The sequence below is a fragment of the Millisia brevis NBRC 105863 genome, assembly GCF_001552615.1.
GTDB lineage: Bacteria > Actinomycetota > Actinomycetes > Mycobacteriales > Mycobacteriaceae > Millisia > Millisia brevis.
Genome location: NZ_BCRN01000012.1, coordinates 55,225 through 77,504, shown reverse-complemented (window position 1 = coordinate 77,504; position 22,280 = coordinate 55,225). Strand labels below are relative to the sequence as shown.

Genomic DNA, 22,280 nt, shown 5'->3' with positions numbered 1-22,280 from the left:
GCGATGGCCGAACAGGACGGACAGTTGTCGTCGGACGGCACCCCCGATCCGGACGCACGACTCTTCGTGATCTCGGTTGCCGCGCAGCTGGCCGGTATGCACGCGCAGACGCTGCGCACGTATGACCGACTGGGATTGGTGACACCCCATCGCACCAGCGGTGGGGGGCGGCGGTACTCGCCGCGCGATGTCGTGCTGCTGCGCGAGGTGCAGCGCCTGTCGCAGGACGAGGGTGTCAACCTGGCGGGGATCAAGCGCATCATCGACCTGACCAATCAGGTCGATGCGCTCCAGCAGCGCGTGGCGGAGTTGACCGCCCAGGTCGCGGACCTGCAGGCGCAGGCGGCCCGCCGCTCCGGAGCGCTCGATGTGCGCCCCGGCGGCGCCCTGGTCGTCTGGCAGCCCCGCAACCGCCGTACCGACCGCTGACGACAACCGTCTGCATACCCCGAACGCCGGCCGCCCCCTTTGGCCTCGATCCACCGATCGACCTTCGTGGGCGTTGCGGTTCAGCGGACGATCTCGTCGGTGTATCTGTCTTCCGTGGACCGGCTGCAGTCCGGTCCGGCAGCGAGTAATTCCATTGTGGCGCCGAGCGTGATCACCGAGTCGCGCTGCAGATACGTCATGGCGTTCAGCGCGGCGTGATGTGCTGACTCCGAGGAGCCGTAGACCGCGTCGGACACCACTCGGAAGTGGTAGTCGTTCTGGTGGGCGTCAACGGCGGTGTAGTGCACACATACGTCGGTCAGGCCGCCCGTAAGTATGACGGTGCTCGCTTTGTACCCACGCAGGATTATGTCCAGGTCGGTGTTGAAGAAGGCCGAGTAGCGACGCTTGCGTACTTCGTATTCATCGGGCCGGGGGCCGAAGTCGTCGATGAACTCTGCTCCGGGTGTGCCCTCGATACAGTGCAGGTCCTCTACGCCGTCTACCTCTCGGCCGAGGTCGGTCAGTGTGGGGTGATGTATCTCGCGGATGAAGATGACCGGGATGGAGGCGCGCCGAGCACTGTCGACGAGGCGGCGAATCGCGGAGACCTCCGGCGCATCGAGTCCGTTCTGGGTGGTCGGCACAAAATCGCGCTGCACATCGATGCAGATGAGGGCGACGTCGGATGATGCTCGGGTGGGTAGGTCACGCATGGGTACTGATCCTTCGGTTGCTGCGGCGGTAGCGGAGTAGGACGGCGGCGCCGAGGACACCGGTGAACAGGTACATCAGCAGGCATCCCCACTCGACGTACCAGTCGGCGCCGATATCACGGGGCCATGAGATGTTGATGATCTGCAGGAGCAACCACAGGGCCGCGATGGCGTTGACGACCAGGCCGCCGAGGTTTCCGAGGGTAAAGACCCCGGGGGTCCAAAGTCCGCGGATGCGTGTGAACAGCATGGCGACCACAGGCAGGAAGAATGCGATGTAGAAGCCGCCGGTGGACATGGCGATCATTACGTCGTAGAAGTTGAATCCGACAGCGAGGATCAACAACGCACATGTTGTCGCTGAGGTCGCAATTAATGCGTTGCGTGGCAGGCGATCTCGAGTAGATAGCTGGGTGAGCGCCGCGGATCCCGGCAATGACTGCTGGGCGGCCATCGCGTGCACGCTGCGTGAGAGCGCGGTGCTGACCGCAGCGATGCCGGAGGCGAAGGCGATCGACACGACCACCGACATCGGCACGACCACCGCGCCGCCCAAGGTCGATGACAACGTCTGCACAAGCGAAGCGTCGATCGTTCCGGCTGTCACGGCGTCAAGATCGGGGACCGCCAGGATCAGGGCGACCGCAGCGTACATCACCGTTGCTGCGACCAAGATCAGTGAGCCGATTATCGCCAACGGTACGCTTCGGCCGGGGTTCTTCACCTCGGCGGCGAGGTCGCCGGCGCTTTCGAAGCCGATGAATGCCCATCCGACGACCGCCACCGCGGCGAGAAGCGGGCCAACTGTGAAAGCCATTGCCCCGCCCTCGAATCCAGACCACAGGACCGAGATGCTGTTGTGCCGATGAAAGGCGAGCAGGACTGTCCCGACGAGAAGGCTACCGATTACCTCGCACCCGATCGACAGTGCGATGAACACCTTGAGCAGGCGCCGGTTCAGACTGTTCACCAAGGTGGCGACGATCATAAATCCCACCGCGAAAGCCAGGCGGACACCGGTCCCGGGGTCGTCCAGGCCGAACGCCGCGGCGGCGAAAGTGCTGGCTGCAAAGGCGGCGGCCGCATTGAGGGTGATGAGCGTCCAGATGTGGACCCATCCGGTCAGCCACCCGTAGCTCTCGCCGACGAGTCTTTTCGACCAGGCGTACACGCCACCTTCCTCGGGCCATCGGCTCGACAGCTCCCCGAACACCAGGGCGACGAGCAGCTGGCCTGCCAGGACAACAACGAACGCCCACCAGAACGAGGGTCCGGCGATCCCGAACGCAATATCGAAGATTGCGTACAGGGCGATGATCGGAGAGATGAACGCGAAAGCAACCCCGAATACCGAGCTCACACTGAAGTCGCGGAGGTCATCACTGCCGGTGTCCGGCTCGGCGCCCCGGGAGTGCGGCACTGACGGTTCAGCGATCGAACCGGCACGTTTATTGGTCATGTGACCTATATTCTGGCGCGGTCGAAACGCAGCAATATCGTGTGCGTTACGAACGCATGAAGCGCCGTTAAGAACAGATGGCTCCAGACTCGTGTGGCACCATGAGGTCGTGGAGACACGAGGTCGGGGGCGCCCACGCACGAGCGCCCCGACCCGCAGCGGCGGCAGTACGCGCAGCGAAATCCTCGATGCGGCAGCAGAACTGATAACAACTCAGGGCTTCGGAGCGACGAGCACACGACAGATCGCGGATGCGGTCGGGGTGCGCCAAAATGTGCTCTACCATCACTTCGCATCCAAGGACGACATCCTCGGCACCCTGCTGGAGGCGCTTGTCCGACCTGCTCTCGACGCTGCCGGCATCCTCTCCACACACCCCGCCGATGACGCCCTGAACCGCGCCGCACGTCTGTATGCGCTGTCGCTGTACGACGCCACCGTGCTGGCCACCTGGAAGTGGAACCTGGGCGTGCTGTTCTTCCTACCCGAAGCCCACTCGGCGGTCTTCGACTCGGCCTTGACCATGCGCCAGGCGCTTCGGCAGTTTCACGTCGACTTCGCCGCTGAGGTGGCGGAGGACGCCGGTAGTGGCCCCGTCGGCGATCACACATTTCGGCTGGTCGAATCCGTCGCCAACATACGGGCAGACGGCAAGCTCGCCCCGGATAGTCCGCGTCAGCTCGCCGGGTCATGCCTGCGCCTGGCCGGGTGGACCACCAGTCTGGACCACGTCGCCGATCGGTCGGGGCAGCTACTGGCCACAGTCGACTCCGCCGTCACGGTCACCGACCCTCGAGCCGACGCTTACAATCGCACGTCGGGTGGGCAATCAACCTGAGGTCAATCGCAGGTAGTTGAGAGTGTCCGACCGGCGTAAACCCTCGATATCGGTTGGATATGACCGTTGCGTTCTCGAATGCTTTGAGGCAGCGCGTCGTCGCCTGTGAGCTGCCTTCGGGTTTAGGGAGCGGCCGGCGTTCGTCGTGTCCCGGTCCGGCGGGATCAGCCGAAGATGACGTCCATCAGGCTCGGGGGCCGTCGGCTTCCGCCATCGGTCCGACCCTTACGTGCGGCGGTGTCGTCGGGCTTGATCTCGACCGGCGCGACCTCGGCCTGTGGCGGCGGCTTGCCAACCTCGGGGCGTCGCGTCGTCTCCGCGGTCGGCGCGGCCTGCTGCACCTGCGGGGCGGGCGCGACCTGCTGGGTGACCACCGGTGCGGGCGCCGGAACCTGATTGGCGACCGCCTCGACCGGCGGGTCGGGATCCGGCGCCGGCGTCTCCGGCGGGGCCGGCAGCGGCGCCGGCGTGATCACGGTTGTGATCACCGTGGTCGCGGTCTGGCCCGCCTCGAGGACGGTCGCCTCGGACGGACCGGTGCTTCGCGTCCCGAGCAACCAGCCGATCACCAGACCGCACGCCGCCAGCGATGCCGCTCCGGCCAGGACCCAGACACCCGCGCGGGAGCGCCCGCGTTCCCGCTTCGCTCCCTTGGGCGTTCCCTTGGGCGCTGCCGCCGGTGCTGCCGCGGAGGTGTCGGCCGCCCGGTCGCCGTCCGCGCTCCGGTCGGCGGTGGCGCCGGCATCCGCGCTCGGGTCGGTGCGATCGGTCGACCAACGGCTCGGCCGATCGAGCGGGAAGACCTCGTCGAAGCTGACAGCGCTGTATGCCGCCGGAGTCGCCTTGTCGTCGGACGTTCCGGTGTCGTCGGTCGCGCCGGCGCCGGCTGTGGAGCGCGCACCGGTTGTGGAGCGAGCGCCGGCTGTGGGTCGGGCGTCGGTTGTGGAGCGGGCGCCGGTGGTCGAGCCGCCGGTCGGTCGGGTGCCGGGTGCGGCGGACGGGGAAGCGGCCGCGTCGACCCCGGCGAGTTCCTCGCGGATCGCGGCGGCGTAGCCGATCGCCTCGGTACTGCCTCCGGTGATCGGCAGCAGGTGCCGCTCGGTGGCGGGCTCGGGCTCGGCCGACGAAGCCTCCACCTCGGAACGGGCGGGCGTCTCGTCCGGGTCCCCGGTAGCAGTCGTCTCCCCGGTGGCCGTCGTCTCTTCGGCGACCGTCGTTTCCGGGGTGTCCGGCGCGTCTCGGGTCGCCGGCGTTTCCCTGCCGGCAGCAGGGTCCGCCGCCGTCTCACCGGCGAGCGTCGCACTCGCACCGGTCGCGTCCCCACCTGTCATCGGATGTGATCCGCCGACAGGGTAGAAGCGGATCGGCTCGGACGCCGGGCCGAAATCGATCGGGGAGACCGCCGGACGCGGCTCCGGCACATCCGCCGGCCGGTCTGCGAGGGCTGTGGGGTCTGCGGCGGCATCCTCGGCGTCCGTCGCCCCGATGCTGCGCGCCGGAACCGGCTCTTCTGCTGATGGATGGCCGCTACCGGACTCCGCGGCCGGCGCCGGCGGAGTGGCCGTCGCTGGTTTGGCCGCTGCCGCCGGAGTGGCCGCTGCCGTAGTAGCCGCTGCGGCCGGAGTGGCCGCTGCCGTAGTAGCCGCTGCGGCCGGAGTGGCCGTCGCCGTTGGAGTGGCGGCTGCCGCTGAGGTGCCCGCCGGCGCCGGAGTGCTGATCGCTGGACTGCTGATTGCTGCCGGAGTGTCGACTGCCGTCGGCGTGCGGACTGCTGCCGGAGTCTCGACGCTCGGTGCGGCGGCGGCTGTTGTCTCGCCGAAAGCGGAAGCTGCGGTCGACCCGCCGGATGCGGCCGACGACATATCGGGCACGGAGATTGGCGCCTCGGCGTCCGTGACCGGGTCGATCCGGCGGGGGTTGCTCGCGATCGGTTCGATCGGGCGTGCGCTGCTCGTGACAGGTTCGACCGGGCCGGGGCTACCGGCGATCGGCTCGACCGGACGGGTGCTGCCTGCGACCGCCTCCGCCGGGTGGGTCCCGACGCCTGCGGCGACCTCGTCGACGAGCGCGGCCGGCCGGTCTGCGGCGGGCTCGTCCCGTTCGGGCACGGGCACATCGATCGCGGATGCGTCATCGACCGTCGATACGGTGCTGATCGGTTCGTCGATCACCCGAGGCGGTTCGATCACCGGCGACGCAGCGGACGGAGCCTCGGCCACCTCCGCAGGCCGCGGCGGTTCCGGACGCTCGACGGCCTCAACGGGAACGGCCTCGACGGCTTCGCGGGCCGAACCGCCGGCCTCGACCGATGCGGCCGCCGGAGAGTCCGATTCGCCGCGAGGCGCTGCCGATCCGGCCGCCGCTACACCCGCTGCCGATCCACTTGCTGCCGGTAGACCGGCTGCCGATGCGGCCGCCGCCGGCCCACTTACAGCCGATTCGGCCGCCGCCGGCCCGGCTGCTGCGGGTCCAGCAGCCACCGAGCCCGCCGCCGCCGCACCTGCCGCCGATCCGGCCGTTGCCGACCCGACTGCCGCCCGCGCGCGACGATCCCGACGAACCCGCGCCGGCGGAAGGTCGGACCGATCGGCGCGCTGAGCGGCGATCAGCGCGGCGCCCCCGGCGGAGGTGGCCACCGGGTCCTGCTCGATGGTGGTCATCGCCCGCACGTCCATCGAGATCATCTCGACCAACAGCGGCGTGCTCGCACAGCCACCGATCAGCACCACGCGACCGATATCCCCGTCGCCGAGTTCCGCCGACTGCATCGCCAGCCGCGCCTGTTCCACCACCGATTCGAGCGTCGGCCGCAGGATGTCGTTCAATTCCTGGCGGCTCATCTCGACCGGTTCACCGAACGGTACGTCGATCTGCACGCTCGACCGCGCACTGAGCGTTTCCCGCGCCCGTGCGCATTCGCGCAGCAGGGCGTCGTCGTCGCCGAATCGAGTACCCGAGGCGACCAACAGGTGATCGGCGAGCGCGCGATCGAGCGCGTCCCCGCCGAAGTACGCCATGTGCAGTGGCCGGCCCGCCGACCGGCAGCGGCCGTCCGCGCCGATGCGGATCACCGAGACGTCCAACGTCGACGCACCGAGATCGACCACCAGCAGAGCCTGGTCGTGCGGCAGATCCCCACTCTGCTCGATCCAGGACACCGTGGCACTGGGCTCGGAGATGAAGGCGATGTCGATCAGCCCGCGCTGCGCCGCGAGTCGCCCGATCTCGCGGATCGTCTCGTTCGACCAGGTGCTCGGATGCGCGACGGCGACCGACGGCGGCGTATCCGGGGTCAGCTCGGCGACCAGACAGGTCAGCGCCGTCACGAAGTGGCGGTGGTCCATCGGATAGGTGTTGTTGCGCTCGGCGAGCGACGAGACCGCCGTCAGCCCGTCGGTCGATTCGCCGACCCCGGCCAGCCGCGGCGGCTGTCCGGGAGTGAGGTCCAAAGCGGAACGGCGGACGATACGGTCACGGGTCCCGTCGGCGTGGACCGCAACGGCCACCGCGGAATGCGAACCCACTTTCAAGCCGATCGCCCGAATACCGTCGCCCCCGCGAGTATCCGTATCGAAATTCTCCGACATATGTCGACCACACCCCCTCATGCCGACCTTAAATGCTGATCCCGACTCGGATGTATCCGACTATCGGTAATGCATCGCCTGCATCATAGGGGTGGTTCATCCCGCTCGGAAACCACAACCATCGCCGGACGTGGCGAGGGTCAAGTTCTGATCGCGGTACGCGGGGTGCCCGAATCGATCAGCGCTCGCACGATCGTCGACACCCGTTCGGGGGGTCCGGCGACCATCACCTGTTCACCGTGGAAGCCCTCGTAGGACGCCAGTATCCGCTCGATCGACCCCACGACGACGCCGGACGCCGCCGGGTCGAGCACCACCGCAGCCGCCGGATCGCCCTGCAGGGCCTCCCGCAACCGATCGTGGTACGGATCGGGCAACGACGGATCGCCGGCGCGATCGACGATCGGAATAACCGTCAACCAATCGAAGGTCTGTTGCAGGGGAAAGAGCGCATCGAGGGCGTACAGATCACGATGGAAGGTATCGGCGTAGAAGAGGAATACCTCCGGCGGATCGCCCTGCTGTGCGAGTTCGACCAGCATCGCCCGCATCGGGGCCACCCCGATACCGACGGCGGCCATCACCGCCGGTCGGTCGGACGAATCGACGTGCAGCGCACCTCCGGCCGCGCCGATCCGCCAGATCTCGTTCGGTCGCACGTCGTTGACGATGGTCTCCGAGGTCAAGCCGCCGGGGACCGTTCGAACGTGGAATTCCAGCTTGCCGTCCAGCGACGGGGGCAATGCGCAGTAGTAGCGGCGAACGACGCCGGGGAAGTGCGGCGTCTCCACCTCGAGGGCCTGACCGGCGTAGAACGGTACCGGCAGGGTGCTGATCAATCGGATCACCGTGGTATCCCAGCGCAGTCGATGGACCTCCACCACCTGCGCGTCGACTCGGGGATCCGGCGACGTCGCCCCTGATCCCGCGTTCACCCGCCCCCCGTTCACAGCCCTACCGTTCACCGGCTTCCGAGCCCGGTCCGACCGTTGCCGGCTCGTCGACGTACTCCACCAGTTCGGTCACCGCGGCGTGTTCGATCCCGGCGGGCAGGCTCGGGTCCGCCGGCTGCGCGGTCAGATGGGCCTCGGTTCCCTGCCCGCGGGAACGGGCGAGCGCGCTCAGGAAGCTTCGGGCCCACAGATCGACGTCGTGGGTGAGCACCTGTCGGCGCATCGCGCGCATCGTGCGCCGGCCGAATTCGCGGTCCTGGCGAACCGCGCGGACCAGCGCATCCTTGACGCTGTTGAGGTCGTGCGGATTGCACAGATAGGCCTGGCGCAGTTCGGCCGCCGCCCCGGTGAACTCGCTGAGCACCAGCGCGCCGCCAAGGTCGCTGCGGCAGGCGACGTATTCCTTGGCCACCAGGTTCATGCCGTCGCGCAAGGGGGTCACCACCATGACGTCCGCGGCGAGGAAGAAGGCGATCAGCTCGTCCCGCGGAATCGGGCGGTGGATGTAGTGCACCGCGGGCCGACCGATCTCCCCGAAGTCGCCGTTGATCCGGCCGATGCGCCCTTCGATCTCGCCGCGCAGAACCCGGTAGCTCTCCACCCGCTCGCGGCTGGGCGTGGCGACCTGCAGCATCACGGTATCCGCGGGGTCGAGCTCACCCTCCTCGAGCAACTCCTGGAAGGCGGCCAGGCGCACGTCGATGCCCTTGGTGTAGTCCAGGCGGTCGATTCCGAGCAGGATCTTCCTCGGATTGCCCAGCTCCTTGCGGATCTGCTTCGCGCGTTCGCGGATCGAGCGGGACCGGGAGACCTCGTCCATCGACCCGGAATCGATCGAGATCGGGAACGCGCCGACGTGGACGAAGCGGAAGCCGACCTGCACGATGCCCGGCTTGGATCGGGTGATCGCGCTCTTGGACACGGTGTACCCGCCGAGCCGCTTGGCCAGGATCAGGAAGTTCTGCGCGCCGCCCGGCAGGTGGAAGCCGACCAGATCGGCGCCGAGCAGGCCCTCGACGATCTCGCTGCGCCACGGCAGCTGCATGAACAGCTCGACCGGCGGCAGCGGGATATGCAGGAAGAACCCGATCGTCAGGTCCTTGCGCAGCTTCCGCAACATCTTGGGCACCAACTGCAGCTGGTAGTCCTGGATCCAGACCGTGGCGCCCGGGGCGGCGACCTGCGCCGCCTTCTCGGCGAACCGCCGATTGACCTCGACGTACGCGTTCCACCAGTGTCGGTGATAGATCGGGCGCACGATCACGTCGTGGTAGAGCGGCCACAGGGTGGCGTTGGAGAAGCCCTCGTAGTAGTTCTCGACCTCTTCGGCGCTCAGCGGTACCGGAACGAGACGAAGACCGTCGTCCTCGAAGGGCTCGACGTCCGCATCGGCGACGCCCGGCCAACCGACCCAGGCGCCCTGGCCGCTGCGCAGAATGGGTTCGAGGGCGGTCACCAGACCACCCGGGCTGCGCCGCCATTCGATTCCGTCGGCCGTCTTCTGCATATCGACCGGAAGTCGATTGGCGACGACGACAAAATCCGATCCCGCCGCACCGTCGGGAACCGCCGGCTGCGCCGACCCTCCCGGTCGCCCGGAACCCCCCACGATTGCTGAACCTTCCGACTCGGCCACGCTTCGTGCCCCCTGACGTCCGGTTTCCGACGTAACGAGGTTAGCTCGAGGGCGCGGCCGGTCCTGCGGACGGCATTGCGGGCGGTCGGTCAGACCGCCGTGGTGGGTGCGCCGATGCCGAGCATCGACAGCAGGACGCGGCACTCGTCGGCATCCTGCGCGTAGGCGGCGACGACGCGCTGTGCCCGGTAGGCGGTCTCGTCGGTGACCGGTTCGAGGTCGTCGTCGGTGAGGTCGTTGTCGTGGGTTGCCTGGCTCATTCGAGTCCTTTCGCTTCGGTGCGAGCATCGATTGTCGACGATGGGGGTCCCTGTGTCGTCGCGGGGACGAGAAACCGGCCTTTCGGGAGGTCACACGCCCGCTGCGCGTCGCGTAGGGTAACTCTTCAACTCTAGGAGTTGCCGCCCGCTACGCCAATTCCGTCGTGCGATCCAGGTCCGACGGGGCTGACGTATGAGCCGGGGAGCCGGGCGGTCTCGTGTGTCGCGGCGCTGCTCCGGACGACGAGAACACGATTGTTGAGGAGCGCTCGCCCCCATGCCGATGGCCGATGTCAATGGAATCCGTATCAACTACCAAATCTCCGGCCGAGGACCGCTGGTCGTGCTGGTCATGGGCACCGGCAGCCCCGGCCGCGTATGGCACCTACACCAGGTTCCCGCCCTGGTGGGAGCCGGTTTTCGGGTACTGACCTTCGATAACCGGGGTATCGCGCCGAGCGACGAATCCGCCGGCGGAATGGTTATCGACGATCTGGTCGCCGATACCGCCGCATTGATTCAGTTGCTGCGCGAGGGGGACGAAAAGGCGGTGTTGATCGGCACCTCCATGGGAGCTCGCGTCGTCCAGGAATTGGCGTTGAGTCGACCGGATGTGGTGTCGAAAGCCATACTTTTGGCTGGTCATGCCCGGCTCGACGAGTTGCAGAAAACACTGAGTGTCGGTGAACGCGCCGTCTACGACGCGGGCATCAAACTGCCGCCCGAGTACTCGGCCGCGATCGGTGCGGTGCTGAACCTCTCGCCCGCGTCGCTGCGCGACCCGGTGACCGCGCGCGATTGGCTGGACCTGCTCGAGTTCTCCACCGGACCCACCCCGCCGGGGGTGCGGGCCCAGATGGACCTCGACGACGCCTTCGACCGACGCGCGGCGTACGCCGCCATCCGGGTGCCGCTGCTGTCGATCGGTTTCGCCGACGACCGCATGATTCCGGCCTATCTGGGCCGCGAGGTCGCCGAGGTGGTTCCCGGCGCCCGGTATGTCGAGATTCCGGATGTCGGTCACTGGGGCTATCTCGAGCAGCCGCAGAAGGTCAACCAGGAGATCCTGCGGTTCCTCGCGTCCGGGGTCTGATCGCCGCCAACCGTGGCGCTCCGGCGCGCGGAACCCGATTGGTAGGGTGATCCGGGTTCGGCGCCGTGACACCACGCCCGAAGACTGCAGAACCGATCGTGCGACTCGCCGGCCGTCGGGGCCGGGCGTAACGAAGGGCCGTCGGCCCGCGAAAGAAGGCTACGTGAGTACCAACCCATTCGATGACGAGGACGGCCGCTTCTTCGTGCTGATCAATGACGAGGACCAGCACTCCCTGTGGCCGACGTTTGCGGACGTGCCGGAGGGCTGGCGGGTCGTGTTCGGCGAGGACAGCCGGGCCGCCTGCCTGGAGTACGTCGAGAAGAATTGGACCGACATGCGTCCGCGCAGCCTGCGCGAGGCCATGGAGGCCGACGCCGCGGCCCGCAAGGCCCAGGCGGACGCCTGACCGGATCCCGAAACCGTGAGACCCGGTGACCCCCGTACGGGAGTCACCGGGTTTTCGGCTGTTCGGGTCCGGTGATCGCCCCGGACCGGGTCAGTGTCGCCGCGACGATCCCGACCGTGCCCGCCGATCGTCGGCCGCCTGCAACTCGCGCATGTACGGGTGCTCCGAGTAGGCGGTCGCGGTGGCCCCGGGCGGCAGCTTCGACCCCGACGAATCCGCCGAGTCCGGGGGCAACTCCGGTTCGTCCATCAGCAGGGTCGACGGAGTCGACGGAGTGGGCGTCGGCGTCGACTGCGTCGCGACCGTGGGCGCCGGGGTGCCCGTGCTCAGCGGAGCCTCCTGCTTGTAGGGGACCGGCACCTCCCGCAGTCGGCTGCGGGCCGCGGCCACGGCGACCTCGGAGGCGCGCCGCAGGATGCGCGGCCGGCGGGTCTTGCGGGCCAGCCACTCGCCCAGGGTCACTCCGGCCGCGAGGGCGGTGGCGATACCGATCGCCGAGATCGTCGAGCTGATGCCCAGGATGTGCTGCTCGGTCATCAGGGCGAACAGGCCCCGGTAGATCGCCAGACCCGGCAGCAGCGGAGTGACGCCGGCGATCGCGATGATCAGCGGCGGGGTGAGCGCCCGCCGGGCGAGCAGACCGCCGATGAAGCCGACCAGCGTGGCCGCGATCGAGGCGGCCGCCACCGTGCCGAGGCCGGCGATCAGCAGCAACGCCTGCACCAGGGTGCCGATCGCGCCCGCGGCAGCCGCGGCCCCGAGGCTGCGCCGGTGCGCGTAGCAGGCCACCGCGAAGGCCGCCGACAGGATCGCGCCAGAGACCACCTTGACCGGCAGAGCGGTCAGGTCCGGCGGCGCCACCTGCGCCAGGATCGGCATCCGCAGCCCCAGGAACTCGGCCAGGCGCAGCGCCGCCGCCACGCCGGCGACGATGCCGCCGGTCATGATCACCAGCTCGACCGTGCGCCCGGCGGCGGTGACCGGATATCGGGTGATCGCATCCTGGACCGCGCCGACCAGCGACAAACCGGCCAGCAGCACGATGACACCGGCGGCGATCATCGTCGACGGCGATACCGATATCCCCAGGCGGTCCTCGAAGTTGTAGAGCACCAACGCGGGTATCGCGGCGAGCGCCCCACCGACCACCTGCTGGAAGAAGACCGGCAGTCCGGCTTGATCCAACCGGGTGCGGGACAGGTGGATCGCGATCGTGGTGACGAAGCTGATCCCCGCGATCAACAGGTTGCCACCGAGCAGCATCGTGGCCGCGGCGGCCATGACCGCCCAGCCCAGGGTGGCCACCCAGGCCCGGTGCGGATGTTCGGCGACGGCGATGTGGTCGAGTTCGGTGCGCGCCTGCTGCGGGGTCAGCGAGCCGCGGCGGATGCGCCGCACCAACCGGTCCGCCAGATCGAGACGATGGAAGTCGATCACCGGCGAGGTGATCACCCGGATCGCGGAGACCGGAGACTTCGTCGGGCCCCGGTCGACCGTCGCGGTGATCGAGTTGTACGTGACGTCGACCTGCAGATCGGCCAGGCCGTAGGCAGCGGCGACCCACCGGACGATCGACGCGGTATCGGAGGCGCCCATCCCGGATCCGAGGTTGACCTGGCCGATGCGGACCGCCAGATCGAGGACCTCCGCCACCCGGGTTTCGTCCGCCAGCGGGATCGGTCGGACCGGGCTCGGGGTGAACGGATGGGTATCGCTGATCGCCGGCCTGCGCGCGGTCACCCGATCGGCGGCCCCCCGTACGATCCTCCCCGGAACCCGTCGCCATCGACGAACCCTGACCACCGAACGTTCCCTCAGCTTTCCGAATGTGTGCGCGACCCGCGCGGATGATTTCTCTCGGTCGGCGCCCCCGGGTGATCCGTCGCGCTCGTCCGAATTGTCGTGTGCGTCGCGCTCGAATGAGCGCCGTACCTTGCCTTTATCGCTCACAACGGCGCTCCTGTCACGGAGATGGTCCTCACCCTGCCCGGGGCCCCGTCCGGCGGCGTCGACGGTCGGTACACTTGCGACGATCTCGATCGACCGCGGTCGATCGAGAGTGCCTCCTTAGCTCAGTGGTAGAGCACTCGCCTTGTAAGCGAAAGGTCGTCAGTTCAATCCTGACAGGGGGCTCCGCATCCGTCCTCCGCTTCCTCGGCTCCGCCCGAGGATGGCCGGTCCCACCCACCCGGCGCCGTGATGGCGACGATGATGGCAGACGTGGGAACGATCGATGACTACCTCGGCGGTCTCGAGCCGAGCGACGCTGTGGTGATCGGGCATATCTACGACGTCGCGCGCGCCGAGGTGCCCGAGGCCGAGCAGGGCAAGGGCTACGGCATGCCGGCGCTGACCTATGCGGGCAAACCGCTGCTGTCGGTGATGCGCACACGCAAACACATCGGGATGTACCCGTTCAGCGGGGACGCGGTGCTCGCCGTGGTCGACCTGCTCGAGGACCCGGATACCTCGAAGGGCACCATCCGCTTCCAACCGCAGTCCCCGCCCTCCGACGAGGCGATCCGCACCCTGGTCCGCACCCGCCGCGCCCAGATCGACCCCTAACCCCCACCCCCAACCCCCAACCCCCGGACCCCCGACCGTGCCGATCGTGGAGTTCTACCCGCGCCTGCCGCGGGTGAACGTCCACAAACGTCAGCGGGTTCCGAGACCCGACCGGACGATCTCGTCCACCACGCGGTGCGCGGATTCGATGGCGCCCTCGATATAGCCCGCGTGTTCCGATGCGGTCTCGGTGCCCGCCCAGTGGATGGTGCCCACCGGCGCGTGTGCGACGGGGTAGAACCCCTCGCGGGTGCCCAATGCCGGCAGGGCGCAGTATCCACCGCCGACGAACGGGTCGTGGTGCCAGACCTTGTCGTGCCAACTCGCGGGGTTGCGGACATCGGCGCCGAGGTGCGGTTCGAGGTGCTCGAGCAGCAGGACCCGACGCGCATCGACCGACAGCTCGCCGACGCGGCGGGCGTCGGGGCCGCCGACGAGAACGGTCAGGTGGCCGGGGCCATCCGGTGGCGACGAATCGAAGACGGCGAAGCCCGTTTCACCCCCGAGGATCATTTCCGCCTCGCCGCGCGACCTCCAGAAGGGGGTGTCGTAGACGGCCAGCGCCTTGTACACCGCACCCATGTACGTATTGCGGTGCAGGCGGATATAGCTGTCCGGAAGTGCGGGCCGGAATTCGATCTGCGCGGCGATCGGTGGCGGCACCGTCATGACGAGCCGGTCCGCGGTGATCGTGGTGGTTCCCGTCGTGACGACGAGGTTGGTGTCGTTCCGGTCGATGGCGCCCACCGCGCGGTTGAGATGAACCCGCTCACCGAGCCGATCGGCGAGTCGGCAGGCGAGGGACCCGGCCCCCTCGACCAGCAGTGAATCCTGCGCGCCTCCCGCGCTTTTCATCATCGTATTCAGGCCACCCTGATATCGGATGAACTCCAGGAACGCGGTCACCGACAAGTCGTCGATATCCCCGCAGCAGGTCACCTCGATGATCACCTCGAGCATGCGGCGCGCGCGACCCGTCGGGACGCGTCGCAGCCATTCCCGCAGGGTGACCGAGTTCTGCGTGTCACGGCCGGGCAGATGGGAGGCCAATTCGAATCCGAGCAGGGTGGTGATCGCGGCCGGCGTCGAGGGCGAGCCGAATCGGATCGTGCCGTTGTCGTCGGCCAGCAGCGGCATCTTCGGGCTGCGCATGCGGTACCGGGTGGCGCCCAACTCCGCAGCGAGAGCTTCGAACCGATGGTGGCCCTTCCCGATCCATTGGCCGCCGAGGTCCACCGCCGAGCCGAGGGCGGTTGTTTCGACCAGGACGCGGCCGCCGACCCGGTCCGCAGCCTCGAGGACGATGACGTCGATTCCTTTGCGGTGCAATTCGTATGCGGCGGTGAGACCGGAGATGCCGGCGCCGACCACAACCACGTCGGCGTGCGCGGGGTCAGAAGGCATGGTGGATTCCTTTCGTTTCGGCTCAGATCAGGCGGTGGCGTCGAGAATCGCGGCAGCGGCGCGGTATCCCGATCGCACGGCTCCGTCCATGTAGCCGTTCCAGACGTCGGAGGTCTCGGCGCCCGCCCAGTGGATACGTCCGACCGGAGTGGCGACGGCCTTGCCGTAGTTGGTCCACACACCTGCCGCCAACCGGCCGCCGTAGCAGCCCCGGGTGTATTCCTCGGCGTTCCAGTCCTTTTCGAGGACGTCGATCGGCTTCGCGGCACGTTCGCCGAAGTAGTCGACCAGATCGCCCAGCACGAGCTCGCGCCGCTGCTCCGCGGTGAGCTCGGATGACGCGCGGGCGTGCCTGCCCTCGAGGAAGCCGACGAGCACACCGCAGGATTCGTCGTGCGGCGAATTGTCGAGGACGACGTTGAAGGCGTGATCGAGGCTCATGACGAACCCGCTCAGTCCATCCTCCCGCCAGAACGGCGTCGGATAGGCGATGTTGAACTTGATGACCGATCCGGCCGGGAACTGTTGGGTGACCGCGTCGCGCGCGGCGGGCAACGGGGGCGAATAGCGCAGCCGCCCGGCCAGGGTTTGCGGAATGGCGACGACGACGTGGTCGGCGCAGATCGTGCCGCCGTCGAAGTCGACGACCACCCCGGCGTCGGACTGGGTGATCCCGCTGGCCGCGGTGTCGAGGCGGACCGCGTCGCCGAGTTCGGCGGCCATCCGTTCGGAGATCCGGTGGGTGCCGCCGATCACCCGACTCTCCTGGGCGCCGCCGGTGGTGGCGACGAGGACGTCCAGACTCTTGCCGGATTTCATGTAGAAGAGGAAATGCAGCAGCGACAGCTCGTGTGCTTCGGCGGAGAACAGCGCGGGAACGATGAGCCGGAAGAACCGGATCACGAGCGCATTGGTGGTTTCGCCCAGCAACCACTGATCGAATGTCTGTCGGTCGAGATCCTCGGCGCCGCTTGTGGTCCACGGCGTCTCCAGATCGACACGCTCCGCGAGCGCCGTGATGGCTTCCCAGACTCGACCGGCCTCGACGGCGTCCGGCTCGGGCAGGCCGAAGCTCGCGTCGTCGTATCGGTGGGCGGCCCCGTCGTAGTAGGTGAGGGCGGCGCCGCTGTCGTACGACGGGTAGGTCTTCAGGCCGAGCTCGTCGATCAGTGCCAGGACGGCGTCCTGGCCGGGCCCGACCCACTGCCCACCCATCTCGATCGGTACCCCGTTGCCGAAGACGGCGCCGTGGTTGCGTCCGGCGACTCGATCCCTGGCTTCGAGCACGGCCACGGTCTTGCCGGCACGGGTGAGCATGCGGGCGGCCGACAGTCCGGCGAGCCCGGCCCCGATGACGACAACATCGACGTGCTCCATCGTGCTCATGCCTCCGGCTGCAGGTGCGTGGCCGGCCGAGCCGACGAGCCGGCGGTGTGGCGCCTGCGGTGTGTGATGCGGTAGCGCAGGAGTGCCCCGACGACCTTCGGTGCGGTGCAGGCGAGCCGCAGTGTGGCCCACGGCGAACTGCTGGGGCGGACATCGAGGTAGCTGTACATCCTGTGGCGGACCACCAGCCCGTCCCGGAATGTCCAGATTTCGGTGCCGAACTGCCGTGTCCCGCCGTTGAAGCCGCCGGTCCATGTGCAGGCGAGAGTGTCGCCGTCCGCGCATTCCAACGTCTTGTCGACGTGCAGTCCGAGTTCATGGCAGACGGTGAACAATTCGACTGCTGCGGTGCGTATTTCATCGATTCCTCGATGGGTGTCCACGGCGCCGTCCAGGATCCACTCCGCGACGCAGTCCTCCGAGAACAGGGCGAGGAATTCATCGACGCGGCCGTCGTTGGTGATGCGCTCCGCGGCGGCGAGGAATTCTCCGGGTGAAGGGAATGTGGCGACCTTGTCCGAATGGGCCATCGTGAGTGGCTTCCTTCTGTGAATGGAGGAAATCGGGTGCGACTCCCTCCGAGAAGTCAGTCATACAACTGACTGAGTTCGAGGATAGGTCGGCACCACACCATCCGCAAGGGGCGGCTCGAGTCGGTGAGTCAGGGGTACCAGGAGCCGGCTATCAAGGGCCGGGGGTGGGACCGGGGGCGTCGGCGATCGGGGCCGGTCGGTGCTACCGGGCGCCCAACGGTCGCGGTGCGGCGAGGTTCACCAGCATGTCGATGATCCGCTCCAGGTCCTGATCGGCGCGCTCGTCGTCGGGGTCGCAGACGTATTGGAGGATCAGCCCGTCGACACAGGCGACCATGATGCGGGCGAGTTGGGGGAGGGGCACTGCCGACTCTTCGCCGGCCGCCTCGGCCGCCTGCGCACACCACGCCGCCACGACCGCGGCGTACGACTCGTACTGCCAGCGGGCGAGATCCTCCTGGCCCTCGGTCCGCAGGGCGTAGACGGTCAGCTCGTACTGCATGAGCTGCAGCTTCCGGTTGGATGCCAAGCGCTTCCAGAACGCTCGAATGCCCTCTCGGATCGCGTTGGCCAGGCCGCCCTCGATCTCGGCCGAGTCGGGAAAAACATCACCGATCTCGTTGACCATGTCTTCGATAACGGCCCGCAGCAGCAACTCCCTGGATGGGAAGACGTACTGCAGCGTGCCGAGCGGTACCTCACCTTCGGCGGCCACCGCGCGCAGCGGCGTGCGGGCGACCCCTTCGCGGGAGAGCACGTCCCGGGCGGCGGCGATCAACTGGCGGCTGCGTACCGCTGCTTCGACGCGTGCCATCCGTTGTCCTCTCACCCGTGGCCGGCGGACCTCGTCATCGTTCTCGGTCACCCGTATGAGTTCAGGTAGCCAGACTACCCGGCGATTCGCACGGTTCCCGTCCACGACTGTGGAGTCCCACCCGCGCCTGCCGCGGGTGAGCTTCCACAAACGTCAGCGATTCGGGTCGTCGAGGGCGGCGAGTTCGTCGAGGGTGATCGGTGCGGCCAGCGGGCGCTTGGCGGTCGCCCGCAGGTGGGGCTCGGCAGCGGCGCCGTCGGGTGCGCCGGACAGGTGGGTGGTCGCGAATCCGCAGACCCGCCCCTGACACCAGCCCATCCCCGGGCGGGCGAGCATCTTGACCGTCCGCGGATCATGAGCCCCCAGATGTTCACGGGCGTAGCGGATATCGGCATGGGTGACCTCCTCGCAGCGGCAGATCACCGTGTCGTCGGTCAGCCACTCCGACCACCGCGGCGGCACCGGATGGCTGCGGTGCATCGCCCCGGCGAAGGCCCGCCCGCGTGCGATCGACGACCGCAGCCGCGCGCACCGCGTCGTGTCGACCCGCAGCCCGGCGTCGGCGGCGGCCGACAACCCGGCCAGTTCCCCCTCGTCGACGGCCACGGTCGCGCCGCCTACTCCGGTGATCTCCCCGGCGGCGTACACCCCGGCCGCGCTGGTGCGCCCGGCATCGTCGACCACGGCGACCAGGGAGCCGTCGACGTCGACGCGGGTATCGGCGCCCGCGGCGATCACCAGTTCGGGCGACGGGGTGAACCCCCATCCGAGCGCCACCAGGTCGCAGGCGATCTGTCGCTCGGTGCCGGGGCGCACCCGGCCGTCCCCGTCGACCGCCGCGACGGTCACCCCGGCGACCCGGTCATCGCCGTGGATCGCGGTGATCACCCGTCGCGTGCGGTACGGGATGCGATGGCGCGCCAGCTTGGCGACGTACCCGACCGCCTCGCCGGCCTTGGCGGGAACCCGCGCGGCGTTGCCGACCTCGCGGACCCACGATCGCAGGGCGCCGGCCTCGAAGATCCCCGCGACCTTGACGCCGTATTCGGCCAGACCGGTGGCCACCGGCAGCAGGAACGGACCCGTGCCCGCGACGACCGCCCGCCGACCGGGCACGGTGCCGGAGCCCTTGACCATAGCCTGCACTCCGCCGGCCGCCATCACGCCCGGCAGATCCCACCCTGGGATCGGCAGCTGTCGGTCGTATCCGCCCGGGCACAGCAGCAGCGCGCCCGCGCGCAGGACCCGCGTCTCGGCGCCCTCCGTGTCGGGGCTGAGGGGACCGGAGCCGGCGACGGACGCGGTGGTGTGCACGGCAAACCCGGCCGTGCCTCCCGCCGCGGGTTTATCGGCTCGGTCGATGAACCACACCTGCCGGCCCGGCAGATAGGACAACCGGCCGGACGCTCGGACCGCGTCGAATCGCGCCCGCAGCGCGAGGTAGGTCGACCAGCCGTGCGGGCGGTGCTCCGGATCACCGGTCCGCTCGTCCGCATGCCGCCAATACTGTCCGCCCGGTTGGCCGGCTGCGTCGACCACCGCGACGTGAAGGCCCGCTTCCGCCGCAGCGACGGCCCCGGCCATTCCGGCGGGTCCCGCACCTACCACCACCAGATCCACCGAAGCCGGGGCGCAGACCGGCGCGGCGGGCTCCGTCGGGGATGTCATGAGGTCTCCCGCGGTTCGGCGGAGGGCGACGTGCTGGTCAACGCCGTGCCCGGCCGCGCAGGCGCGAGGCAGGCGCGCTGATCGGGTTCGCCGTCGATGGTGATCAGACAGTCGAAGCACACCCCGATCCCGCAGAACAGGCCGCGCGGGCGCCCACCGCGGCGGGTGCGCCGCCAGGCCACGATGCCGGCGGCCGTCAACGCGGCGCCGACGCTCTGCCCGGCCCGCACCGGCACCGGGACCCCGTCGAAGGTCATCTCCCCGGCCCCGTCGCGGCCTCCGACATCGCCGGGAACCTGCTCAACCGACATGTGCAGCCTCCCGAATCACGTTGTCGCCGAATCGTTCCGGGGCAAAGGGGGTCAGATCGATCGCGGCCGGCGCACCGGTGAGCGCGGCGACCAGCGCCTTGGCGGTGCCGGCGGACAGGCCGATCCCCGCCCCCTCGTGGCCGGTCGCGTGCCAGAGGCCGGGGGCGCGCGGATCGGCGCCGATCACCGGCAGGTGGTCCGGGCAGTAGGGACGAAAGCCGAAGTAGCTGCGCATGATCCGGGCCGATGCCAGCCGCGGGAAAAGCGCTGCCGCCTGCGTCGCCATCCGGGCCATCACCGGCAGCGATACCGTGCGGTCGAAGCCGACCCGTTCGCGCGACGATCCGATCAGCACGGTGCCGGCGTCGGTGCCCTCCACAACCGGCGACGTCTGCAGCCCCTCCTCGGAGGACAGCACATTGGCGACGTACTCCCCGTCGTAGACCTTGTGCCGGATCGTGCGCGGCGGCAGCGGTTCGGTGACCAGCACGAAGCCTTTCCGCGGCAGCACGGGCACCGCTACCCCGGCCAGCTCCGCGACCCGTCCCGCCCAGGTGCCGGCGGCGTTGATCACCGCGGCGGCATCGATATCGCCGCGCGAGGTGCGCACCCCGTTCACCGCGTCGCCGCGCCGGCGAAAGCCGTGCACCTCGGTATGGGTCGACACGATCGCCCCGCGCTCGCGGGCGAGTCGAAGCAGGTGCGCGGCCAACAACATCGGCTGTACCTGGGAGTCCTCGGGATAGTAGGCGCCGGCCAGCATCGCCGGGCTCAGGTGTGGTTCGTAGTCGGCCAGGTCGGCGCCGACGACATCGGTCACCTCGATCCCGGTCTCGCGCTGCTCCCGGGCCCGCGCGGTGAGGGCTTCGGCGCCGCGTGGGGTCCGGGTGACCACCAGCCCACCCTTGTGCTCGAACTCCCACAGCCGCGCGAACGGCGCCAACTCGCCGGTGAAGACCTCCCGCGAGTACCGCGCCAGATCGAGTTCGGGCCCGGCTTCCTTGTCCGACACCAACAGATTGCCCTCGCAGGCGCTCGACGTGCCCGCGACGATCGGGCCGCGCTCGACCACGTGGACGCGCAGTCCGGCCGCCGACGCGAAGTAGGCGCAGGCCGCGCCGACCGCCCCGGCGCCGATCACCACCACATCGGCGCCGATGGTCATACCAGGAAGCCGGCGGGGAAGGGGTCGGTCGGGTCGAGGACGTATTGGCCCATGCCGGTGATCCAGGCGCGCCCGGTGACGCGTGGGATCACCGCGGGAAGTCCTCCGACCGTGGTGGTCTCGGCGATCGTGCCCACGAACTGGGAGCCGATGAACGACTCGTTGACGAACCGGTCGCCCACCGCCAGTTCGCCGCGCGCATGCAACTGCGCGATGCGTGCGCTGGTCCCGGTGCCGCAGGGGGAGCGGTCGAACCAGCCCGGCCAGATCGCCATCGCGTGCCGCGAATACTGCGCGGTGGAACCCGGCGCCTCCAGGTAGACGTGGTGGCAGCCGGAGATGTCGGGCCGTTCGGGATGCTGCGGGCGGTCCTGCTCGTTGATCGCGTCCATGATCGCCAGGCCCGCCGCGAGCAGCCGGTCGCGCTCGGAGCGGTCGAACGGCACCTTCACCTCGTCGAGGTTGACGATCGCGTAGAAGTTGCCGCCGAAGGCCATGTCGTAGCGCACCGTGCCGAAGCCGTCGACCTCGACGGTCCGGTCGAGCCCGAGGCAGAACGACGGCACCATCGTCAGCGTCACCGATTCCGCGCTGCCGTCGCGCACTGCGACCTCGGCGATCACGAGACCGGCCGGGGTGTCGAGGCGAATCGTGGTGATCGGCTCGACCGCCGGGACCATCCCGGTCTCCACGAGAACCGTTGCGGTGCCCATCGTTCCGTGCCCACACATCGGCAACAGCCCGGAGACCTCGATGAACAACACAGCCCAGTCGGCGTCCGGACGGGTGGGCGGCTGCAGGATCGCCCCGCTCATCGACGCGTGTCCGCGCGGCTCGTACATCAGCCAGGTGCGCATGTCGTCGTTGTGGTCGATGAACCACTGCCGGCGCTGCGCCATCGTCTCGCCGGGGAAGACTCCGACACCGCCGGTGATCACCCGGGTCGGCATCCCCTCGGTATGTGAATCGACCGCCTGCACCATGCGGGATATGCGCATCGCCGGACTCCTTGTTCGATGAGCGGTATGGGGTTCGATGGGCGGGGTGGGGTACG

Annotated in this window: 20 protein-coding genes and 1 tRNA gene; 6 read left to right on the top strand and 15 right to left on the bottom strand. The window is 68.9% G+C overall.

Annotated features, from left to right (window positions below; translation table 11 throughout):
* Positions 1 to 3: 3 nt before the first annotated feature.
* The gene (locus MB1_RS16700; RefSeq protein WP_066909746.1) at positions 4 to 429 is read left to right on the top strand and encodes a heat shock protein transcriptional repressor HspR; all 426 of its coding nucleotides are present in this window, start codon (positions 4 to 6) and stop codon (positions 427 to 429) included.
* 80 nt (positions 430 to 509) lie between these two features.
* On the opposite strand, the gene MB1_RS16695 is transcribed toward MB1_RS16700, so the two are convergent.
* Positions 510 to 1,145 (bottom strand): cysteine hydrolase family protein, encoded by a 636-nt coding sequence (locus MB1_RS16695; RefSeq protein WP_066909743.1) that lies wholly within the window; start codon positions 1,143 to 1,145, stop codon positions 510 to 512.
* A complete protein-coding gene (locus tag MB1_RS16690) occupies positions 1,138 to 2,604 on the bottom strand; it encodes an APC family permease (protein WP_084352004.1) in 1,467 nt (488 codons plus the stop codon). The genes MB1_RS16695 and MB1_RS16690 overlap by 8 nt, the downstream gene beginning before the upstream one ends.
* Positions 2,605 to 2,713: 109 nt before the next feature.
* Between MB1_RS16690 and MB1_RS16685 the strand changes: the two genes are divergently transcribed.
* Complete coding sequence (locus MB1_RS16685; protein ID WP_084352042.1) at positions 2,714 to 3,442, top strand: TetR/AcrR family transcriptional regulator; 729 nt, start codon at positions 2,714 to 2,716, stop codon at positions 3,440 to 3,442.
* A 164-nt stretch (positions 3,443 to 3,606) separates the two neighbouring features.
* Here MB1_RS16685 and MB1_RS26830 read toward each other — a convergent pair whose 3' ends face one another.
* The 4 genes from MB1_RS26830 to MB1_RS26095 form a co-directional block, all read right to left on the bottom strand.
* Positions 3,607 to 6,891 carry an Hsp70 family protein gene (locus MB1_RS26830; protein ID WP_169801683.1) on the bottom strand — a complete coding sequence of 1,095 codons (3,285 nt, stop codon included), beginning with the start codon at positions 6,889 to 6,891 and terminating at the stop codon, positions 3,607 to 3,609.
* A gap of 278 nt (positions 6,892 to 7,169) precedes the next feature.
* Positions 7,170 to 7,964, bottom strand: a complete 795-nt coding sequence (locus tag MB1_RS16675) for an FAD-binding oxidoreductase (RefSeq protein ID WP_084352000.1) — start codon at positions 7,962 to 7,964, stop codon at positions 7,170 to 7,172.
* Positions 7,965 to 7,983: 19 nt separating this feature from the next.
* The gene (locus tag MB1_RS16670; protein WP_084351998.1) at positions 7,984 to 9,489 is read right to left on the bottom strand and encodes an alpha,alpha-trehalose-phosphate synthase (UDP-forming); all 1,506 of its coding nucleotides are present in this window, start codon (positions 9,487 to 9,489) and stop codon (positions 7,984 to 7,986) included.
* Between the two features lie 218 nt (positions 9,490 to 9,707).
* Positions 9,708 to 9,878, bottom strand: a complete 171-nt coding sequence (locus MB1_RS26095; protein ID WP_169801682.1) for a hypothetical protein — start codon at positions 9,876 to 9,878, stop codon at positions 9,708 to 9,710.
* 277 nt (positions 9,879 to 10,155) lie between these two features.
* Between MB1_RS26095 and MB1_RS16665 the strand changes: the two genes are divergently transcribed.
* Both MB1_RS16665 and MB1_RS16660 read left to right on the top strand, forming a co-directional pair.
* Complete coding sequence (locus MB1_RS16665; RefSeq protein WP_066909731.1) at positions 10,156 to 10,971, top strand: alpha/beta fold hydrolase; 816 nt, start codon at positions 10,156 to 10,158, stop codon at positions 10,969 to 10,971.
* Between the two features lie 163 nt (positions 10,972 to 11,134).
* On the top strand, positions 11,135 to 11,380 hold the full coding sequence (locus MB1_RS16660; RefSeq protein WP_066909728.1) for an MbtH family protein: 246 nt from the start codon (positions 11,135 to 11,137) through the stop codon (positions 11,378 to 11,380).
* Positions 11,381 to 11,470: 90 nt separating this feature from the next.
* Here the strand turns inward: MB1_RS16660 and MB1_RS16655 are convergent, their stop codons facing one another.
* Entirely contained in the window at positions 11,471 to 13,120 is a 1,650-nt protein-coding gene (locus MB1_RS16655; protein ID WP_066909725.1) for a threonine/serine exporter family protein, read from the bottom strand.
* Positions 13,121 to 13,441: 321 nt separating this feature from the next.
* Between MB1_RS16655 and MB1_RS16650 the strand changes: the two genes are divergently transcribed.
* Positions 13,442 to 13,513, top strand: a tRNA-Thr gene (locus MB1_RS16650).
* 87 nt (positions 13,514 to 13,600) lie between these two features.
* Positions 13,601 to 13,945, top strand: a complete 345-nt coding sequence (locus tag MB1_RS16645) for an iron chaperone (RefSeq protein ID WP_066909970.1) — start codon at positions 13,601 to 13,603, stop codon at positions 13,943 to 13,945.
* 90 nt (positions 13,946 to 14,035) lie between these two features.
* Here MB1_RS16645 and MB1_RS16640 read toward each other — a convergent pair whose 3' ends face one another.
* The 8 genes from MB1_RS16640 to MB1_RS16605 all read right to left on the bottom strand — a co-directional run bounded on the left by MB1_RS16640 (position 14,036) and on the right by MB1_RS16605 (position 22,224).
* Positions 14,036 to 15,349: a flavin monoamine oxidase family protein gene (locus MB1_RS16640; RefSeq protein ID WP_066909722.1), complete on the bottom strand. Its 1,314-nt coding sequence runs from the start codon at positions 15,347 to 15,349 to the stop codon at positions 14,036 to 14,038.
* Positions 15,350 to 15,376: 27 nt separating this feature from the next.
* The gene (locus MB1_RS16635; RefSeq protein ID WP_066909967.1) at positions 15,377 to 16,726 is read right to left on the bottom strand and encodes a flavin monoamine oxidase family protein; all 1,350 of its coding nucleotides are present in this window, start codon (positions 16,724 to 16,726) and stop codon (positions 15,377 to 15,379) included.
* A 5-nt stretch (positions 16,727 to 16,731) separates the two neighbouring features.
* Positions 16,732 to 17,265, bottom strand: a complete 534-nt coding sequence (locus MB1_RS26600) for a nuclear transport factor 2 family protein (RefSeq protein WP_066909719.1) — start codon at positions 17,263 to 17,265, stop codon at positions 16,732 to 16,734.
* Between the two features lie 205 nt (positions 17,266 to 17,470).
* Positions 17,471 to 18,082: a TetR/AcrR family transcriptional regulator gene (locus MB1_RS16625; protein WP_066909716.1), complete on the bottom strand. Its 612-nt coding sequence runs from the start codon at positions 18,080 to 18,082 to the stop codon at positions 17,471 to 17,473.
* Between the two features lie 153 nt (positions 18,083 to 18,235).
* Positions 18,236 to 19,750: an FAD-dependent oxidoreductase gene (locus tag MB1_RS16620; RefSeq protein WP_066909713.1), complete on the bottom strand. Its 1,515-nt coding sequence runs from the start codon at positions 19,748 to 19,750 to the stop codon at positions 18,236 to 18,238.
* A complete protein-coding gene (locus MB1_RS16615; RefSeq protein WP_066909711.1) occupies positions 19,747 to 20,061 on the bottom strand; it encodes a (2Fe-2S)-binding protein in 315 nt (104 codons plus the stop codon). The genes MB1_RS16620 and MB1_RS16615 overlap by 4 nt, the downstream gene beginning before the upstream one ends.
* A complete protein-coding gene (locus tag MB1_RS16610) occupies positions 20,051 to 21,226 on the bottom strand; it encodes an NAD(P)/FAD-dependent oxidoreductase (protein WP_066909709.1) in 1,176 nt (391 codons plus the stop codon). Before MB1_RS16610 ends, MB1_RS16615 begins: the two co-directional genes overlap by 11 nt.
* Complete coding sequence (locus tag MB1_RS16605; RefSeq protein ID WP_066909706.1) at positions 21,223 to 22,224, bottom strand: proline racemase family protein; 1,002 nt, start codon at positions 22,222 to 22,224, stop codon at positions 21,223 to 21,225. The genes MB1_RS16610 and MB1_RS16605 overlap by 4 nt, the downstream gene beginning before the upstream one ends.
* Between the last annotated feature and the right edge of the window lie 56 nt (positions 22,225 to 22,280).

Bases quoted from the DNA above. Each gene is read 5' to 3' on its own strand.
- MB1_RS16700 (WP_066909746.1), top strand. From the start codon at position 4: ATGGCCGAACAGGACGGACAGTTGTCGTCGGACGGCACCCCCGATCCG.
- MB1_RS16695 (WP_066909743.1), bottom strand. From the start codon at position 1,145: ATGCGTGACCTACCCACCCGAGCATCATCCGACGTCGCCCTCATCTGC.
- MB1_RS16690 (WP_084352004.1), bottom strand. From the start codon at position 2,604: ATGACCAATAAACGTGCCGGTTCGATCGCTGAACCGTCAGTGCCGCAC.
- MB1_RS16670 (WP_084351998.1), bottom strand. From the start codon at position 9,489: ATGCAGAAGACGGCCGACGGAATCGAATGGCGGCGCAGCCCGGGTGGT.
- MB1_RS26095 (WP_169801682.1), bottom strand. From the start codon at position 9,878: ATGAGCCAGGCAACCCACGACAACGACCTCACCGACGACGACCTCGAA.
- MB1_RS16665 (WP_066909731.1), top strand. From the start codon at position 10,156: ATGCCGATGGCCGATGTCAATGGAATCCGTATCAACTACCAAATCTCC.
- MB1_RS16640 (WP_066909722.1), bottom strand. From the start codon at position 15,349: ATGCCTTCTGACCCCGCGCACGCCGACGTGGTTGTGGTCGGCGCCGGC.
- MB1_RS16635 (WP_066909967.1), bottom strand. From the start codon at position 16,726: ATGGAGCACGTCGATGTTGTCGTCATCGGGGCCGGGCTCGCCGGACTG.
- MB1_RS26600 (WP_066909719.1), bottom strand. From the start codon at position 17,265: ATGGCCCATTCGGACAAGGTCGCCACATTCCCTTCACCCGGAGAATTC.
- MB1_RS16625 (WP_066909716.1), bottom strand. From the start codon at position 18,082: ATGGCACGCGTCGAAGCAGCGGTACGCAGCCGCCAGTTGATCGCCGCC.
- MB1_RS16620 (WP_066909713.1), bottom strand. From the start codon at position 19,750: ATGACATCCCCGACGGAGCCCGCCGCGCCGGTCTGCGCCCCGGCTTCG.
- MB1_RS16615 (WP_066909711.1), bottom strand. From the start codon at position 20,061: ATGTCGGTTGAGCAGGTTCCCGGCGATGTCGGAGGCCGCGACGGGGCC.
- MB1_RS16610 (WP_066909709.1), bottom strand. From the start codon at position 21,226: ATGACCATCGGCGCCGATGTGGTGGTGATCGGCGCCGGGGCGGTCGGC.
- MB1_RS16605 (WP_066909706.1), bottom strand. From the start codon at position 22,224: ATGCGCATATCCCGCATGGTGCAGGCGGTCGATTCACATACCGAGGGG.